Genomic DNA, 15,573 nt, shown 5'->3' with positions numbered 1-15,573 from the left:
CGAGCTCGATGAGGTCTCTCGCGGCGAGAAGGACTGGGTGCCCCTGATGCGCGAATTCTGGAAGCCTTTCAAGGAGCGCGTCGACGACAAGGAAAGCCTGACGCGCGAGGAAGTCGCCCAGGCACGCGAACTTGGCACGGATCCCAAGACCGGCAAGCCGGTTACCGTGCGCATGGGTCGCTACGGACCCTTCGTGCAGATCGGCACCAAGGACGACGAAGAGAAGCCGAAGTTTGCCGGCCTGCGTCCGGGCCAGAAGATGGACCAGATCACCATGGAAGACGCCATGGAGCTCTTCAAGCTGCCGCGCAAGCTGGGCGAAACGCCGGAAGGCGAGCCGGTCAGCGTCAGCATCGGTCGCTTCGGCCCCTATGTTAAGTACGGTTCCAAGTACGCATCGCTGAAAGACGACGATCCGTACACCGTGAAGCTCGAGCGCGCTCTCGAAGTGGTCGAGGAAAAGAAGGAAGCCGATCGCAATCGCATCATCCAGGACTTTGCCGATGAAGGCATCCAGGTGCTGAATGGTCGCTATGGGCCTTACGTCACCAACGGCGAGAAGAATGCCAAGGTACCGAAGGAGAAAGAGCCCAAGGACCTGACGCTGGAAGAGTGCAAGGAAATGCTCGAGAAGGCACCGTTCCGCCGCGGCAAGAAGAAAAAGAAGGCTGCTACCAAGAAGAAGGCGGAAACGAAGAAGAAAGCTGCACCGAAGAAGAAGAAAAAGAAGGCGGCTACCAAGAAGAAAAAGAAGAAATCGACCGCCAAGAAAAAGAGCGGCAGCAAGAAAAAGTCGACCAGCAAGAAGAAGTCCACCCCGAAGTCGGACTGACGACGAGGGGTTGAACGACGCAGGACAGTCCCCGTGAACACCCTGACCCCAGCAGAGGCCGCCAGGAAGATTCTTGGCGGCGACGTCATCGTGACACCCACCGAGGGCGTCTTTGGCCTTTCCTGCGATCCCTGGAACGAACAGGCTGTTCGCAAGCTGCTGGCACTCAAGCAGCGTTCGCCGGGCAAGGGCCTCATCATTCTCGCCGGAGACCTTTACCAGCTGACTTCGCTGGTCAGGCACCTCAGTCGCGAACAACAGGAGGCCCTCGCTTCGAGCTGGCCGGGACCGGTTACCTGGCTTATACCCACGCCACCGGACACCCCGGAATGGCTCACCGGCGGCCAGCCCACCCTGGCAGTTCGCGTCACGGACCACCCCGAGGTTGCCGAACTGACGCGCCAGGCTGGCAAGGCCATTGTCTCGACCAGCGCGAATCTCTCGGGCCAGCCAGCCGCCACGACCGTGACCGAGGTCCGGCAACAATTTCCCGAACTCGCTATCCTCGCCGGTGAACTGGGCGGCCTGGCCGGGCCGACAGAAATTCGCGATCTCGCCAGCGGGAAGATCATCCGACCGGCGAGCACCTGACATGAAGGACGAGGTCGACATGACCGAAGGCAACGAACTGCGCGTGCTGACCTACCTGGAAGGCCTGCAGAACGCCATCACCAGCGAAATGGAAAGCCTCGATGGCAAGGGCCGCTTCCTGCGCGACGCCTGGGAGCGTGAAGAGGGTGGCGGCGGCGAGTCCCGCATCCTCCGCGACGGTCACCTGTTCGAGCAGGCGGGTGTCGGCCTGTCGCATGTCCGCGGCGCGGAACTGCCGGCCTCCGCCACCGCCAAGCGCCCGCAACTGGCCGGCAAGCCCTGGCAGGCCATGGGCGTGTCGCTGGTGTTCCATCCCAACAATCCCCACGTGCCGACCACCCACATGAACGTGCGCTTCTTCCAGGCCGGCAGTGGCGAAGACGCCATCTGGTGGTTTGGTGGCGGTTATGACCTGACACCTTTCTATCTTTACGAGGAAGACGCGGTCAGCTGGCACAAGGTGGCGCGCGAGGCCGTTGGCGAGGATCACTACCCGGAATTCAAGCGCTGGTGCGACGACTACTTCTGGCTGAAGCATCGCAACGAAGCGCGCGGCATCGGCGGCCTGTTCTTTGACGACTTCACCGCCGACGACGACTTTCACAACGCCTTCGCCATGATGAAGGCCGTCGGCGACAGCTTCATGCGCGCCTACCGGCCCATTGTCGAACGTCGCAAGAACGTCGAGTACGGCGAGCAAGAACGCCAGTTCCAGCTCTATCGCCGTGGTCGCTATGTCGAGTTCAACCTGGTCTGGGACCGTGGCACGCAGTTCGGCCTGCATTCCGGCGGGCGCACCGAATCCATCCTGATGTCCATGCCGCCGCTGGTGCGCTGGGAGTACGGCTACAAGCCGGAACCGGAGTCGCCGGAAGCCGAGCTCTACGACGTGCTGGCAACGCCAAGAGACTGGCTGTGAGCGTTCACCACACCGGGCCGCGCTTCCATCTCGCTTTTCCGGTGTCGGATATCGAGGCCACGCGTAGGTTCTTCCTGATGCTGGGCGCAAAGGTCGGACGTGAAGCCGAACGCTGGATCGATTTCGATTTCTTCGGGCACCAGATCTCGGCGCATCTTGTCGACGGGCACGATGCCGTTGCCGACAATGCCGTCGATGGCAAGAGCGTGCCGACCCGGCATTTCGGGCTGATCCTGGATTGGGATGAATGGGAAGCGCTGGCAGATAAACTTCGCAGCGAGGAGATCGAGTTCCTGATCGAGCCCTACGTTCGCTTCGAAGGCGAGGTCGGCGAGCAGGGCACTTTCTTCATCAAGGATCCCTCCGGCAACGCGCTGGAGTTCAAAACCTTCCGTCGGAACGAAGACATTTTCGCTCGCTAGCCCTCACTGCCGATCCGCAGGGTCAGCAAGTTTCGAGTCCCGGACACGGTCGGCAGGCGAATATTCCGCGTCTCGATTCCGCAGGATGTGGGCTTTGTTGCCATCAGTGAAATTCCGGGCTTCCTTGCGCATGCTTTCGGTGTCGGAGAACGCGATGATGAGTGCGGTAATACCGAGCGTCAGCATCAGGCCGATAGTCAGCAGCCGTTCACCATCCGAATCCATACGGCCCAGCGTGGGCCAGAAATAGATGATCAAGAAGGCACAATAGGAACTGGCAGCACTCGCGCTGATGAACAACCAGAACAACAGTCGTCGACTGGCATGCTTGATGCTCACGACCTGCACGGCAACGATCATGCAAAGGTGGCAGGCGATAAATGCGATGAGCGGCAAAAGATACCAGTGCCCCATCAACCATTCGTTCATGCGCGATACCCCAGCAGCAGGAATGTGCCCATCAGGATGGGCTGGTGCACGAGATAGATGACCAACGGGTGCTGGCCAAGGAAATGCAGCGTCTTTCCCCAGGTCGATTGGTAATGCCGTAACGACAGGAACCCTTCAACGCGTTCTGCATACAGCCACTTGCCCGTAGCCACGCCCAGCAGGCCATAGCCACCCCAGGGCAGCAACGGATACCAGTCCGCCATGTAGCGCCCGCTTTCAACCACGCCCAGCCACAGCAGCCAGGGTCCCTCGATGCGCACGCCATCGAGATGATAGCCAATGGTCACCATCGCCACACCCAGTACGGCCAGCAGCCAGGCTGGCGCGCGCTGCAGCGGATACAACAGGAAGCACAGCAGGCCCAGCAGGCTGAGGATGCCGAAGATCACGAAGCCTCGGCCAACGGTGAAGTAGGTGGCGACGGTCACCAGCAGGCCGAGCAGCAGGAGTTGCACGCCGCGCTGCCAGTAGAAGCGCCAGGAGGCTGGCTTGCGGCGTGTCGCCAGCACCAGCGAGAGGCCCAGCAGGAAGATGAACGAGGAACCGACTGCCCGACCGAACCAGTAAAAAGGCCCTTCCAGGGTATCGACCTCGATCAAGCCGAAGTGGTCCAGGTCCCAAGCGAAGTGAAATGCCACCATCAGGATGACGGCAAGACCTCTCGCAAAGTCGACCTCGGGCATGCGCCCCGTCCGCTTCGTCGACGCAGGCACCTCAGGGTCCGTCCCAGCTCATGTTTTCGAGGTAGGCACGCAACTGGCCGGCGCTTTTGAATTTCTTGCGGATGAGGTTGCGCTTCAGGCCGCAGCAGATCGCCTTGATCTCGGGCCGCTGCTTTGAATACTGCTTCTGGCCACCAAGCGCGTCGTAGAAGATCTTGATGCTGTCGTAGACATCTTCGACGATGTTGTCACGCGTCGGCCCCTTCCAGCGATAGATGTCGATCAGCTTGATGTCGAAATTGATGCCATGGCGCGAGATGATGATGTTCTCGCTGTGCAGGTCGCCATGGTAATCCTTCAGCTCGTGCACTTCTTCGAGACCGTGCACCAGCTGGTGCAGCAAGTGCAGCGCTTCGAAGGGTGTCAGGCGCCCGCCAGGCTGCTTCTTGAGGAAATCCTTCAGCACCATGCCTTCCACGTATTCGGATACCAGGAACTTCACTTCCTGGCGGTCGTGCTGGATGTGGTCATGGGTGAGGTAGGGAATCAGGATGTCGCACTTGCGCAGCTTGTTCATCTTCTTGGCGTAGAAGGTGATGGTGCGGTCGGCGATGTTTCGCTGCGGATAGAAGAACTTGGCGGCGCGGTCGATGCCAGTGGCAATTTCCCGAACGCGATAGACCTCGCCTTCCCAGCCGACACCGAGCTGCTCGATGACCTCGTACTTCTTGGCAAGCCGGCGTCCCGGGCGAAAGTCGAAGGGTTTGGGCGTTCGCCTTGCGGCCATGGTGTCCTCGTTCAGTATTGCAGTTGCCTGGCCTGGATGCGCAATGGCACTCAGGGCTGGAATGATACACCCAGCGCCTTGCACTCGGCATGCCGGAAGCAATCGACCTGGTGATCGTTCACCAGGCCAACGGCCTGGCAGAACGCATACAGGGTCGTAGAACCGACAAATCGAAAGCCGGCCTTCTTCAGCGCCTTGCTCAGGCGATCGGACAGCTCGGTCGTCGCAGGAATGTCGGAAAGCTGGCGCCAGGCATTCTGGATCGGTTCGCCATCGACAAAATCCCACAGCCAGGATGCAAAGCTGCCGTGCGTGTCCTGCAAGCTGAGCAGGGCGCGGGCATTGTTGATGGTCGATTCGATCTTGCCACGATGGCGCACGATCGAAGGATCGGCCAGCAGGCGCTCGACATCGGCCTTGCCGAAGCCGGCGACGCGCTCCGGCTCGAAGCCCTCGAACAGTCGCTGGTAGCCCGCGCGCTTGTTCAGGATGGTCGACCAGCTCAGTCCGGCCTGTGCACCTTCCAGCGTCAGGAACTCGAACAGGACACGGTCGTCGGCGACCGGCACGCCCCATTCGTCGTCGTGGTACTGGCGATAGGCGTCTGTATCGACGCTCATGGCCCACTCACAGCGTTTGACGTCCATGCCCGGCCCCTATAGATTGACTATCGAAAGATAACTCTCGATAGGTTTTGAAAATGACCCTGACCGAATTGCGCTACATCTCTGCTGTCGCCAAGGAACGGCATTTCGGCCGAGCTGCCAATGCCTGCTTTGTATCACAGCCCACCCTGTCGGTCGCCGTGCGCAAGCTGGAAGACGAGCTGGGCCTGAAGCTGTTCGAGCGTCGCTCTGGCAAGATCATGATTACCCCGGAAGGCGAACCCATTATCGACCAGGCTCGCCGGGTGCTGGACGAGGCCGAGAAGATCAAACGGCTGGCCAAGCAGAATCTCGACCCGCTGGACGGGCCATTGCGACTGGGCGCCATCTACACCATCGGCCCCTACCTGTTTCCGCGAATCGTACCGGCCGTGAAAAAGCTGGCGCCTAACATGCCTTTGATGCTGGAAGAAAACTTCACGGCACGCCTCAAGGAACGGCTCAAGGACGGCCACCTGGACGCCATCATCATCGCCTTGCCGTTCGGCGGCCCCGGGGTAGAAACCCGGGCGCTTTACGATGAACAGTTCAAGGTGATCGTGCCGGAAGAGCACGCCTGGCATGCACGCGACAGCGTCCGGTCGCGCGAACTGGATGGCCAGCCATTGCTGCTGCTCGGCGACGGGCACTGTTTTCGCGACCAGGTGGTCGAAGCCTGCCCCGAGTGCATTCGCGGCGAAAACGAGGATGGCTCGGCCAGCACGGTGGAGGGTTCCAGCCTGGAGACCATCCGGCAGATGGTCGCCAGCGGCCTTGGCATCAGCGTATTGCCGGACAGCAGCCTGATGGACGAGCGCATGAATGGCGGCCTCAAGACCCTGGCCTTTGATGGCAAGGGCCCGTCTCGCACGGTCGCCGTCGCTTGGCGAAAGGGCTTCCCGCGAACTGCTGCCATCGACGTGCTGGCCGAGGCCATTCGTTCCTGCAAGCATTGATCCATCCCCGGTTTGCGGACGACGTCATCGATCGCACAGCCACCGGCCTGCCTGCTTGCGGCAGTAATCGTTCGGTCCGAGCATGGCCTCCAGGGCATCCAGTGACGCGAGCCGCGTGTCATCCCTCGCAAGGATCGTCGAAAACCTGTCCGTCATGCGCAAGTGCTGACTGAACGACATCCACAGGTATTTCGGATCGAGAGTGCGGTGATTCCTTTCGTAATGTGCCAGGGCCCAGTCGGTTTCACCGTACATCGTGATCAACAGGAACAGGGTTGTTGCGCGCTGGTTGGGCGGCAGGGCCGCCTCCATGCGTCGGAGCTCGCGCAGACCAGTGGAACGCTTGTCGACATCGAAAATGCCGTCGACCACGACGGTGTAATCGATATCGCGGAAATAGGTCGGACGGCGTCGTTCCAGGTACTCCGCAAGCAGGCCCGGGTCCCCGGCAATCGCGGCATAGACCATGGCCAGGTCCTCGCGACCGGCGATGGCGCTGCGGGTATTCCACTTCCGGAATTTCGAATGCATCAGCGAGCGCTGCGTAATCATCATCTCGCTGATCACGGCGTGATAGAGATACTGGTTGTTCATGGGTTCCAGGCTGCCGACCCGGGCGGCGATTTCTGCCTCCCTGCGGTGATAGCCGAAATTCTCGTACCAGTCCGCAAGATGAATCATGGGCTGCACCCAGTAGGGTGAAAGCTCCACCAGGCGTTCCAGGTCAGCGACATTCTCGACGGCGCCGTGGCGCAACCGGACACCGGCAGCAAGCGCAAAGACGTCATCGGGATCCGCTGCCAGTACAATGTTCATTTCCTCGACCGCCAGTTCGTACATTTCCTGCAACGTGTTCGGCTGGTTGAACCACTTCATGAGCTGGTCGGCGACCAGCTTGGCTTTCAAGCCGTGCAGCGAGCTGCGGTCGGGATACTGCCGAATCAGGGCGTCGACTTCCGCCAGTTCCGCCAGCAGGCCCTCGGTGGTCGAGGCGATTGCGACAAAGCGCAGCCGCAGCAACCTGGCGAAGTCCTCGGGCTGAAGCTGGCGGGCAGCATTCCCGACCTCGCCGGCGGGGCGAAAAGCGGCCAGCAAGCGACCGCCCAAGGTCCTGCCGAGGTCGGTGGTAATGATGCGCTGCCAGTTGGCTGTCGGAAAACGAAAGACCATCACGGGAACGACGAGGTAGTCGGGTTCGATACGCAACATGAAGGCCAGGTCCGTGTACTGCAGATCGACCTGGGTGACACGAACCTGCAGGTGATACCCCGCGGCAGCCTCGTCGTTTGCCGAACGGTCGACAAGGAACTCGGGGTAGGAGGCCAGGCCGTCCAACAGGGCGCGTTGCAAGGCATCAATCCGTGCATTGCCTGCCGCTTCGCCATCGATGACCAGGGACTTGATGGCAATTCGTTGATCGCCAGCCGGGAACGGGTCCGTGTTGAAGAGCGTTGCCAGGAGGCCGGCGAGGAGGACGATACCGAGTGCCAGCAGTCCCAGGCCGGGCCACGCGCGATCGACCACCGTCGTGGACTCCGTGGCCGGCTCGGCGGCTTGCGGTGATTCCAGCAGTTGGTAGCCGCGTCGCGGCAAGGTGCGAATGTAGCGGGGATTGCCGCTCTCGTCGCCCAGCGCTGCACGCAAGTCGGCAATGCTGCGGGTCAGGGACTCGTCGGCACCGGGCCGGTCGTTCCAGACGCTGTCGAGCAGCTGCTGCCGGGTCAGGACATGGTCTTCCGACTCGGCCAATGCCAGCAGCACGGCCATCGGCTGCGGCGGCAGGGAACGGACCTCATCGCCCCGGCAAAGCTCGCCCTTGATGGCATCGACACGCCATTCACCAAGCATGAATTTTCTAAGACCAGGTATCGACACGCCGTGCCCCGCAGTCCCCCGGACGAGGTCAGAACCAGGGACGGGAGACTTTGATCATGAAAAATCAGGGTTCACTCAGGAGTATAGGGCAGCGCAGGTGAATACTTTGCCCCGCAAGACAGGACATGGCATTGCGGGAATGGAAAGCCGAATTATCAGCGAGGGTGACGATATCAACAGGCACGACACGGGACCGGGCAGCAACCCACGGCCCTCGGAAACCATTGCCGACGCGCACCGGCCGGGGAGCTGGTTCATCAATCACGACGCAAGGCCCGCCTTGCGCAACTACTGGTTCCTGGCCCGCAGCAGCCGAGGGGTCAAGCCGACCATCCATGCCTCGACCGATTGCGCGGCGCTGGTGATCACGACCGTGCCGCTGGAGACCATACGCGAGCCCCACGTGATGGCATGGCGCGACAGCTTTCATGTCCTGTCCATCGCCGAGCTGGAGGCCATGGCCCTGGCGGAACAGGCCGATGCCGAAGCGGCACGAATGCGCCTGCTGGAAAGCGAGACACCCGACCCGGCCGCGCTGTGACGTCCGGACACAAAAAAGCCCCGGGGAAGTCCCCGGGGCTCTTCGATCCAGTGCTGGATCAAGCGGCTTTCAGGAAAGAAAAGCCGGGATCAGACAGCGCCACCGCACTTGCCTTCACCACACTTGCCTTCTTCACCCTTCTTGCTGTCGTCGCCCTTCTTGTCGGCGCCGCACTTGCCTTCACCACACTTGCCTTCTTCACCCTTCTTGTCGGCGCCACACTTGCCTTCGCCGCACTTGCCTTCTTCACCCTTCTTGTCGGCGCCGCACTTGCCTTCGCCGCACTTGCCTTCTTCACCCTTCTTGTCACCGCACTTGCCTTCGCCACACTTGCCTTCGGCAGCACGCTCTTCGGTGGTCTTGCCTTCATCGGCCTTGTGCTCGTCACCCTTGGCCTTCTCGTGGTCGCCGATGTCGGCCATGTAGCCGCTGGACAGCGTGCTGGCAGCAAACAGTTCGTCGGTGTCAGCGCTGGCGCTGAATGCAGCACCGGTTGCGAATGCAGCCGAAACGGCCAGGGCGATCGGTTTGATGGAATGCTTTTTCATGGGTTTCCCCTCCTTTGATGAATTATCGAGCCAGCCTGTCGTGCCGAGCACGCTGGCAACAACCACAGTAGAGTCGTGTCTGCATCACTTTATTTCAGGACTTCAAACACGTTTCGGCAGCGAGTTCGACATCTGCTTCATGTCTGCACAATCGAGCCTGGCAAACACCTTCAGATCCCCCATCGAGCTTTCTGCCGAAGCTCCTCCATTACCGGGGTCAGCAGATCGGATCGATCTGCAACCACAGCCATGCTACCCGTCTCGGTCGGGATTACAATCCCGCTGAAGCCGCTCTCTTCGATCCGCATCGGCTGGTCGACAGAACGGTCGGGCAGCATCAGCACGCTGACCGTATGGCCATCCACTTCCAGCACCAGGTGTGGCACCAGTTCGCCGCGGAACGGGCAGAGGCCCGCATGCGTGACATCGTCACGCAACGGGCTGTCGAGTCGCACATTGCTGTAGGCCAGCACGGCACTGACCTGTTGCGGCCCGACCACCGGCAAGCCAGGTTCCATGATGGCAACTTCCTCCAGCACATGCGCAATGACCGCATTCGGCAAGGGCCCCTGCTTGTCGCCAAGCCAGACCATCACCGACAGGGTCAGCGCCGCCACCACGCTGGCCGCCAGTGCCATCCAGGCCGTGCGGCCACGGGGCTGGTTGAACGCCCGCCACTGGATCCGGGCCGGCAAGGATTCAGGCACCTCGACCGCAAAGGCATGCGCCAGCTGCTGGCTGAAGGCCTGCTGCTGGCGAAGGAAGGCGGCGCAAGGCCGGCAGTGCAATCGATGCTCGGCCAGCCCCGGCGTTCGGGACTCCGGGTCGGCACCGATTTCCTGGCGAAATTCAAAGCAGCTCATGTCGTCATTCCTCGCGGTACGGTCCGTCACGCCGGCCCCCCGGGCGCTGGCCGCCCGGCTAGTGCCGGCTCTTCCGACAGCACCTCGCCCAGCTTCTTGCGGGCGCGAAACAGTCGGGTCAGCACGGTGTTCTGGTTGAGTTCCATTGCAGCAGCAATCTCTCGCACCGACAGGCCCATCACCACTTGCAGAGTGATGGGTTCGCGGTACTCGTCCTCCAGGCCGGCGATGGCCTGCCTGAGCACGCGAATCTCGGCATCGTCCTCCGGACCGGGTGCCGGGGATTCCAGCAGCTGGTCATCGGCCTCCACGGTTTGCGGCCGGTTGCGGCCGTAGTGCCGGGCCAGTTCGCGACGCAGGATGGTGATCAGCCACTGCTTGGCAGCCGCTTCGTCACGCAAGCGGTCCATGGCTCGCCAGGCCCGCAGCATCGTGTCCTGTACCAGCTCCTGCGCCAGCTCGCGGTCGCCGCACAGCCAGTAGGCATAGCGGAAGAGGTCGGCATGGAACACGCCGATCAAGGCCTCGAATTTGTGCTGCCTGGCATTCATGCCCTTACTAGACCTGCCTCCCGGGGTGGATATTTCAGCGGTTTGCGTCCATCAGTACCGGACGCTCGTCCGCTGGCCGACATGTCTTGCAGTATAGGCCGGCAGGCCTCGCACTTGGCGGTGTGGCGGGCTTTCAGCTACGCTTGGGCCTCCTTGCACGGCGGCGCGCAGACCGACTGCCGTGAGATCTTCAAAGTGAACGGAATTCCTCATGGCACAGCGCAACTTTCCTCTTTTCCGGGCCCGCCGCATGCGCCGCGACGACTTTTCGCGCCGCCTGATGCGCGAGACGAGCCTGAGTGCCAACGACCTGATCTACCCGGTGTTCGTGCTGGATGACGAAGACGGCCGCGAAGCGGTGCCCTCCATGCCGGGCATCGAGCGGGTCGGCCTGAACGGCTTGCTGGAGGAAGCCGAGGAAGCGCTGGAGCTGGGCATTCCTGCGATCGCGCTGTTTCCCGTCATCGATGCCGACCTCAAGTCCGAGGATGCAGCCGAGGCCTGGAACCCAGAAGGGCTGGTGCAGCGCACCGTGCGCACGCTCAAGCGCGAGTACCCGGAGCTCGGCGTGATCACCGACGTCGCGCTGGACCCCTATACCAGCCACGGCCAGGACGGCCTGGTGGATGACGATGGCTATGTCATGAACGACGAGACCGTCGACGCGCTGGTGAAGCAGGCGCTGTCGCATGCCGAGGCCGGCGCCGACGTGGTCGCCCCGTCGGACATGATGGACGGTCGTATCGGCGCCATCCGCGAGGCCCTGGAATCGCAGGACCACATCCACACCCGCATCCTGGCCTATTCCGCCAAGTACGCGTCGAGCTTCTATGGCCCCTTCCGGGACGCGGTCGGCTCGGCCGGCAACCTCGGGGCCGGCAACAAGCACACCTACCAGATGGATATCGGCAACAGCGACGAGGCCCTGCATGAAATTGCAGCCGACCTCGCCGAGGGCGCTGACATGATCATGATCAAGCCCGGCATGCCCTATCTCGACATTGTCCGCCGGGCCAAGGACGCGTACGGCGCGCCAACCTTCGTCTACCAGGTGTCCGGCGAGTACGCCATGCTGATGGCCGCGGCCGAGAACGGCTGGCTGGACGAGCGGGCGGTCATTCTCGAGTCGCTGACGGCCATCAAGCGGGCCGGCGCCGACGGCATCCTCACCTATTTCGCCAAGCGGGCGGCCGCCTGGCTGTAAATCCAGGCCTGCCCGACCAATTTGCCGATTACGGTTAAATCCGCACGCCAGCTGATTTAGAATCGCCTTCTTGCCGTGCTCCGGGGAGGGAGCAGGGCCACCAACACCAATCGATAAGGAACAGCGCATGGCTCCTACAAACGTCTTTGCCGGAATCTTCGGACGTTCGCCTGTCCGGCCGCTGCAGCAGCACATGTCCATCGTCGCCGCCTGTGCCGGTGAACTGGGCAGCTTCTTCGAAGCTGTCGCCAAGGACGACTGGGATGCCGCGGACAAGGCCCGCGAACGCGTCAAGCAGCTGGAAGATGAAGCGGACGCGATCAAGACGGAAATCCGTCTCAACCTGCCGAACAGCCTGTTCATGCCGGTGGCGCGCGCCGACCTGCTGGACCTGCTGCGCGTGCAGGACAAGATTGCCAACAAGGCCAAGGACATCACCGGCCTGATGAAGGGCCGCCAGATGCAGCTGCCCGAGCCGCTGCGCAAGTCCTTTACCGCGTACGTCGCCAAGTCGATCGAAGCAGCTCGCCAGGCGGAAACGACCGTCAACGAACTGGATGAACTGTTCGAAACCGGTTTCGGCGGCAAGGAAGCCGAGATCGTGCAAGGCATGATCAAGGAACTCGATGCCGTCGAGAAAGGCACGGATACGATCCAGGTGGAGCTGCGTGCCGAGCTGTTCGAGATCGAAGACGATCTCTCGCCGGTCGACGTGATGTTCCTCTACAAGATCATCGACTGGATCGGCGAACTCGCCGACCATGCCCAACGCGTAGGCGCTCGCCTGCACCTTCTGCTCGCTCGCTGACTCTCCAGGAGACCAGACAATGGATCACGCGACTATTTACATCGCGCTTGCGGCCATTTTCGGCCTGTTCATGGCGTGGGGCATTGGCGCCAATGACGTGGCCAATGCCATGGCGACCTCGGTCGGCTCCAAGGCACTGACCCTCAAGCAGGCGCTCATCGTGGCGGCCGTGTTCGAATTCGCCGGCGCCGTTCTGGCCGGCGGCGAAGTCACCTCGACCATTCGCAAGGGCATCGTCGATGCCGGCTTGCTGAAGGATTCGCCGGAGCAACTGATCTTCGGCATGCTGGCCGCCTTGCTGGCGGCGGGCACCTGGCTGCTGATCGCATCAAGACGCGGCTGGCCGGTATCCACCACCCATTCCATCGTCGGTGCGATCGTCGGCTTTGCTGCCGTCGGCATCGGCATGGACGCGGTCAAGTGGGACAAGGTCGGCGGCATTGTCGGCTCCTGGATCGTGACCCCGCTGATCGCCGGCATCATCGCCTACATGATCTTCGTGTCCGTGCAGAAGCTGATCCTGGAACGCGAGGACCCATTGGCGCGGGCGCGTCGCTACGTGCCGATGTACATGTTCCTGGCCGGCTTCACCATCACCCTGGTGACCATCTTCAAGGGCCTGAAGCATGTCGGTGTGAAGATGGAGACGCTGGATGCCTACCTGGCGGCTGGTGCCGCCGGTGTGGTCATCGCGCTGATCGGCAAGTACTTCATCTCCAAGATCAAGGTCGACGAAGAAGCCGACAAGGATTTTCACTTCGCTACCGTCGAGAAGGTCTTTGGCGTACTGATGGTCGTGACGGCCTGTGCCATGGCTTTCGCGCATGGTTCCAATGACGTCGCCAATGCCATCGGCCCGGTTGCTGCCGTCGTCAGCATCGCGCAGAGCGGCATGGTCGACCAGAAGGCAACGGTATCGATCTGGATCCTGCTGCTGGGCGGCGCCGGCATCGTCGTCGGCCTCGGCACCTTCGGCCGTCACGTCATGCGCACGGTCGGCGAGCGCATCACCCACCTGACGCCGAGCCGTGGTTTTGCCGCCGAACTGGCAGCGGCGACCACCATTGTCATGGCCTCCGGCACCGGCATGCCGATCTCGACCACCCAGACGCTGGTCGGCGCCGTGCTGGGTGTCGGCTTCGCGCGTGGTATCGCAGCAATCAACCTCGCGGTGGTGCGCAACATCTTCATGTCATGGGTGATCACGGTACCGGCAGGCGCTTTCCTGGCCATCGTGATCTTCTTCATCCTGAACTTCCTGCTCGGCTGACGCGGGAAAGGCCTTGCAACATCAAGGGCCCCGGTCTGCTCGCAGACCGGGGCCTTTTTCTTTGCCCGCTTTTCTTTCAGGGGTGCTTTTCTATAGAGTCCAGCCATGGACCGCTACGCACTTTTCGGACATCCCGTACAGCATTCCCGCTCGCCGGAAATCCATCGCGCTTTTGCCGAGCAGACCGGCGAAGCACTGCACTACGAATTGATGGATGTCCCCGGGGACTTCGAGGGTGCTGCGCTCGCCTATTTTGCCGCGGGCGGACTGGGCGGCAATGTCACGCTGCCGCACAAGGAAGCCGCGTTTCGCTTCTGCGACCAGGTGACCGGCCGGGCACAGCGTGCTGGCGCAGTAAATACCCTGGTCTACGAAGGGGACGGGGTGCTCGGCGACAACACCGATGGCGCCGGCCTGGTACGCGACCTCACGCACAATATCGGCATCCAGCTGGCCGGGCGCTCCATCGTCTTGCTCGGCGCCAGCGGGGCTGCCCGTGGCGCCCTCGGCCCGTTGCTGGCGGAAGGCCCGGCCGAGCTGTTCATTGCCAACCGTACGATCGAAAAGGCCGTGGCGCTGGCGACCGAGTGCCAGGATCAGCGCGTCCGCGGTGGCGGCTACGACGACCTGCCCGACAGCGCCGATATCATCGTCAATGCCACCTCGGCCAGCCTGCAAAGCGAGCTGCCCCCGGTACCGGAGCGCTTTTTCGAAAACGTGACAGTGGCCTACGACATGGCCTACGCGGATTCGCCGACGGTTTTCCTGGCGTATGCCAATGCCGCGGGTGCCGGCATTTGCCGCGACGGCTGGGGCATGCTGGTGGAGCAGGCCGCCGAGGCATTCGAGTTGTGGCGGGGTGTGCGGCCGGAAACCACAGCGCTGCTGAAGTGATTCAGCCCTTTTCCTTCATCGCCTCGGCCAGGTACTGATCCTTCAAACGGACGTAGTGCTCGGCGGAATACTTGAGGGAATCGATTTCCGCCTCTGTCAGCTTCCGTGCCTGCTGCATGGGGTTGCCCCGGTAGAGGTAACCCGATTCCAGTGTCTTGCCGGGCGGTACCAGCGTGCCGGCACCGATCAGCACGTCATCTTCGACGACCACGCCATCCATGATGATCGCCCCCATGCCGACCAGGACGCGATTGCCGATGGTGCAGGCATGCAGGATGCACTGGTGGCCCACCGTCACGTCTTCGCCAATCAGCAAGGGTATGCCGCCATCCGGCGTGTACGGACCGTCATGGGTCAGGTGCAGCACGGTGTTGTCCTGGATGTTCGAGTTCTTGCCGATGACCATGCGGTTCACGTCACCGCGCGCGGAGACATGTGGCCAGATGGAAACGTCATCGGCCAGCGTGATGTCGCCGACCAGTACCGCGGATTCGTCCACGTAGACGCGCTTGCCGAGCGAAGGCGTCACGCCGTTGAAGCTTCGAATAGTGTTCATCGCATTGTTACCAGTTCTTCTGCGCTTGTCGGGTGAATGGCGACCGTGTCGTCGAAATCCTTCTTGGTTGCGCCCATTTTCAGGGCCACGGCAAAACCCTGCAACAGCTCGTCTGAGCCCGCGCCGATGCTGTGCAGGCCGACGATACGCTCCTCGGGACCGACACAGACCAGCTTCATCGAGGCCTTCACCTTTTCTTT

General features: G+C 62.0%; 20 protein-coding genes. 10 read left to right on the top strand and 10 right to left on the bottom strand.

Annotated elements, in window-relative coordinates:
• The 4 genes from R3217_08805 to R3217_08790 all read left to right on the top strand — a co-directional run.
• Nucleotides 1-832, top strand: an 832-nt coding sequence (locus tag R3217_08805) for a topoisomerase C-terminal repeat-containing protein (GenBank protein MDX1455539.1), incomplete at its 5' end; no start/stop codon positions are given.
• 33 nt (nt 833-865) lie between these two features.
• The gene (locus R3217_08800) at nt 866-1,423 is read left to right on the top strand and encodes a Sua5/YciO/YrdC/YwlC family protein (GenBank protein MDX1455538.1); all 558 of its coding nucleotides are present in this window, start codon (nt 866-868) and stop codon (nt 1,421-1,423) included.
• A gap of 1 nt (nt 1,424) precedes the next feature.
• Nucleotides 1,425-2,342, top strand: coding sequence for an oxygen-dependent coproporphyrinogen oxidase (gene hemF / locus R3217_08795; GenBank protein ID MDX1455537.1), 918 nt, complete (start codon nt 1,425-1,427; stop codon nt 2,340-2,342).
• Nucleotides 2,333-2,764, top strand: a complete 432-nt coding sequence (locus R3217_08790) for a VOC family protein (protein ID MDX1455536.1) — start codon at nt 2,333-2,335, stop codon at nt 2,762-2,764. The genes hemF and R3217_08790 overlap by 10 nt, the downstream gene beginning before the upstream one ends.
• Before the next feature lie 3 nt (nt 2,765-2,767).
• Here R3217_08790 and R3217_08785 read toward each other — a convergent pair whose 3' ends face one another.
• From R3217_08785 to R3217_08770, 4 genes are read right to left on the bottom strand one after another with little or no spacing between them, the layout of a single operon-like run.
• Nucleotides 2,768-3,193, bottom strand: coding sequence for a hypothetical protein (locus tag R3217_08785; GenBank protein MDX1455535.1), 426 nt, complete (start codon nt 3,191-3,193; stop codon nt 2,768-2,770).
• Nucleotides 3,190-3,897 (bottom strand): heparan-alpha-glucosaminide N-acetyltransferase, encoded by a 708-nt coding sequence (locus R3217_08780; GenBank protein MDX1455534.1) that lies wholly within the window; start codon nt 3,895-3,897, stop codon nt 3,190-3,192. The genes R3217_08785 and R3217_08780 overlap by 4 nt, the downstream gene beginning before the upstream one ends.
• A 31-nt stretch (nt 3,898-3,928) precedes the next feature.
• Complete coding sequence (locus tag R3217_08775; GenBank protein ID MDX1455533.1) at nt 3,929-4,663, bottom strand: protein kinase; 735 nt, start codon at nt 4,661-4,663, stop codon at nt 3,929-3,931.
• Nucleotides 4,664-4,713: 50 nt separating this feature from the next.
• On the bottom strand, nt 4,714-5,283 hold the full coding sequence (locus tag R3217_08770; GenBank protein ID MDX1455532.1) for a DNA-3-methyladenine glycosylase I: 570 nt from the start codon (nt 5,281-5,283) through the stop codon (nt 4,714-4,716).
• Between the two features lie 80 nt (nt 5,284-5,363).
• On the opposite strand from R3217_08770, the gene R3217_08765 reads away from it, so the two are divergent.
• Complete coding sequence (locus R3217_08765; protein MDX1455531.1) at nt 5,364-6,263, top strand: LysR substrate-binding domain-containing protein; 900 nt, start codon at nt 5,364-5,366, stop codon at nt 6,261-6,263.
• A 24-nt stretch (nt 6,264-6,287) separates the two neighbouring features.
• On the opposite strand, the gene R3217_08760 is transcribed toward R3217_08765, so the two are convergent.
• Nucleotides 6,288-8,111 (bottom strand): winged helix-turn-helix domain-containing protein, encoded by a 1,824-nt coding sequence (locus R3217_08760; GenBank protein ID MDX1455530.1) that lies wholly within the window; start codon nt 8,109-8,111, stop codon nt 6,288-6,290.
• 166 nt (nt 8,112-8,277) lie between these two features.
• Between R3217_08760 and R3217_08755 the strand changes: the two genes are divergently transcribed.
• The gene (locus R3217_08755) at nt 8,278-8,679 is read left to right on the top strand and encodes a hypothetical protein (protein ID MDX1455529.1); all 402 of its coding nucleotides are present in this window, start codon (nt 8,278-8,280) and stop codon (nt 8,677-8,679) included.
• Between the two features lie 89 nt (nt 8,680-8,768).
• Here R3217_08755 and R3217_08750 read toward each other — a convergent pair whose 3' ends face one another.
• The 3 genes from R3217_08750 to R3217_08740 all read right to left on the bottom strand — a co-directional run bounded on the left by R3217_08750 (nt 8,769) and on the right by R3217_08740 (nt 10,641).
• Complete coding sequence (locus tag R3217_08750; protein ID MDX1455528.1) at nt 8,769-9,227, bottom strand: hypothetical protein; 459 nt, start codon at nt 9,225-9,227, stop codon at nt 8,769-8,771.
• Between the two features lie 170 nt (nt 9,228-9,397).
• A complete protein-coding gene (locus R3217_08745; GenBank protein MDX1455527.1) occupies nt 9,398-10,090 on the bottom strand; it encodes a DUF3379 family protein in 693 nt (230 codons plus the stop codon).
• Nucleotides 10,091-10,116: 26 nt separating this feature from the next.
• Complete coding sequence (locus tag R3217_08740; GenBank protein MDX1455526.1) at nt 10,117-10,641, bottom strand: sigma-70 family RNA polymerase sigma factor; 525 nt, start codon at nt 10,639-10,641, stop codon at nt 10,117-10,119.
• Between the two features lie 211 nt (nt 10,642-10,852).
• On the opposite strand from R3217_08740, the gene hemB reads away from it, so the two are divergent.
• From hemB to aroE, 4 genes are all read left to right on the top strand, one after another.
• The gene (gene hemB / locus R3217_08735) at nt 10,853-11,845 is read left to right on the top strand and encodes a porphobilinogen synthase (protein ID MDX1455525.1); all 993 of its coding nucleotides are present in this window, start codon (nt 10,853-10,855) and stop codon (nt 11,843-11,845) included.
• 127 nt (nt 11,846-11,972) lie between these two features.
• Nucleotides 11,973-12,653: a TIGR00153 family protein gene (locus R3217_08730; protein ID MDX1455524.1), complete on the top strand. Its 681-nt coding sequence runs from the start codon at nt 11,973-11,975 to the stop codon at nt 12,651-12,653.
• Nucleotides 12,654-12,672: 19 nt separating this feature from the next.
• Nucleotides 12,673-13,923, top strand: coding sequence for an inorganic phosphate transporter (locus R3217_08725; GenBank protein ID MDX1455523.1), 1,251 nt, complete (start codon nt 12,673-12,675; stop codon nt 13,921-13,923).
• Between the two features lie 105 nt (nt 13,924-14,028).
• Nucleotides 14,029-14,817 carry a shikimate dehydrogenase gene (gene aroE, locus R3217_08720; GenBank protein MDX1455522.1) on the top strand — a complete coding sequence of 263 codons (789 nt, stop codon included), beginning with the start codon at nt 14,029-14,031 and terminating at the stop codon, nt 14,815-14,817.
• 1 nt (nt 14,818) lies between these two features.
• Here aroE and R3217_08715 read toward each other — a convergent pair whose 3' ends face one another.
• Together R3217_08715 and R3217_08710 are read right to left on the bottom strand one after the other, a co-directional pair.
• Nucleotides 14,819-15,373, bottom strand: a complete 555-nt coding sequence (locus tag R3217_08715; protein MDX1455521.1) for a gamma carbonic anhydrase family protein — start codon at nt 15,371-15,373, stop codon at nt 14,819-14,821.
• Nucleotides 15,370-15,573, bottom strand: a 204-nt coding sequence (locus R3217_08710) for a glutathione-disulfide reductase (GenBank protein MDX1455520.1), incomplete at its 5' end; no start/stop codon positions are given. The genes R3217_08710 and R3217_08715, both read right to left, overlap by 4 nt.

This window comes from Gammaproteobacteria bacterium, from assembly GCA_033720895.1.
In the GTDB taxonomy this organism is placed as follows: domain Bacteria; phylum Pseudomonadota; class Gammaproteobacteria; order Natronospirales; family JAJUFS01; genus JAWWBS01.
This window is presented reverse-complemented; position numbering and strand designations above follow the sequence as displayed.

Excerpts from the sequence above, each read along its gene's own strand:
- R3217_08715 (MDX1455521.1), bottom strand. The coding sequence starts at position 15,373 with ATGAACACTATTCGAAGCTTCAACGGCGTGACGCCTTCGCTCGGCAAG.
- R3217_08730 (MDX1455524.1), top strand. The coding sequence starts at position 11,973 with ATGGCTCCTACAAACGTCTTTGCCGGAATCTTCGGACGTTCGCCTGTC.
- R3217_08780 (MDX1455534.1), bottom strand. The coding sequence starts at position 3,897 with ATGCCCGAGGTCGACTTTGCGAGAGGTCTTGCCGTCATCCTGATGGTG.
- R3217_08725 (MDX1455523.1), top strand. The coding sequence starts at position 12,673 with ATGGATCACGCGACTATTTACATCGCGCTTGCGGCCATTTTCGGCCTG.
- hemF (MDX1455537.1), top strand. The coding sequence starts at position 1,425 with ATGAAGGACGAGGTCGACATGACCGAAGGCAACGAACTGCGCGTGCTG.
- R3217_08765 (MDX1455531.1), top strand. The coding sequence starts at position 5,364 with ATGACCCTGACCGAATTGCGCTACATCTCTGCTGTCGCCAAGGAACGG.
- R3217_08760 (MDX1455530.1), bottom strand. The coding sequence starts at position 8,111 with ATGCTTGGTGAATGGCGTGTCGATGCCATCAAGGGCGAGCTTTGCCGG.
- hemB (MDX1455525.1), top strand. The coding sequence starts at position 10,853 with ATGGCACAGCGCAACTTTCCTCTTTTCCGGGCCCGCCGCATGCGCCGC.
- R3217_08740 (MDX1455526.1), bottom strand. The coding sequence starts at position 10,641 with ATGAATGCCAGGCAGCACAAATTCGAGGCCTTGATCGGCGTGTTCCAT.
- R3217_08750 (MDX1455528.1), bottom strand. The coding sequence starts at position 9,227 with ATGAAAAAGCATTCCATCAAACCGATCGCCCTGGCCGTTTCGGCTGCA.
- aroE (MDX1455522.1), top strand. The coding sequence starts at position 14,029 with ATGGACCGCTACGCACTTTTCGGACATCCCGTACAGCATTCCCGCTCG.
- R3217_08775 (MDX1455533.1), bottom strand. The coding sequence starts at position 4,663 with ATGGCCGCAAGGCGAACGCCCAAACCCTTCGACTTTCGCCCGGGACGC.
- R3217_08785 (MDX1455535.1), bottom strand. The coding sequence starts at position 3,193 with ATGAACGAATGGTTGATGGGGCACTGGTATCTTTTGCCGCTCATCGCA.
- R3217_08745 (MDX1455527.1), bottom strand. The coding sequence starts at position 10,090 with ATGAGCTGCTTTGAATTTCGCCAGGAAATCGGTGCCGACCCGGAGTCC.
- R3217_08770 (MDX1455532.1), bottom strand. The coding sequence starts at position 5,283 with ATGAGCGTCGATACAGACGCCTATCGCCAGTACCACGACGACGAATGG.
- R3217_08755 (MDX1455529.1), top strand. The coding sequence starts at position 8,278 with ATGGAAAGCCGAATTATCAGCGAGGGTGACGATATCAACAGGCACGAC.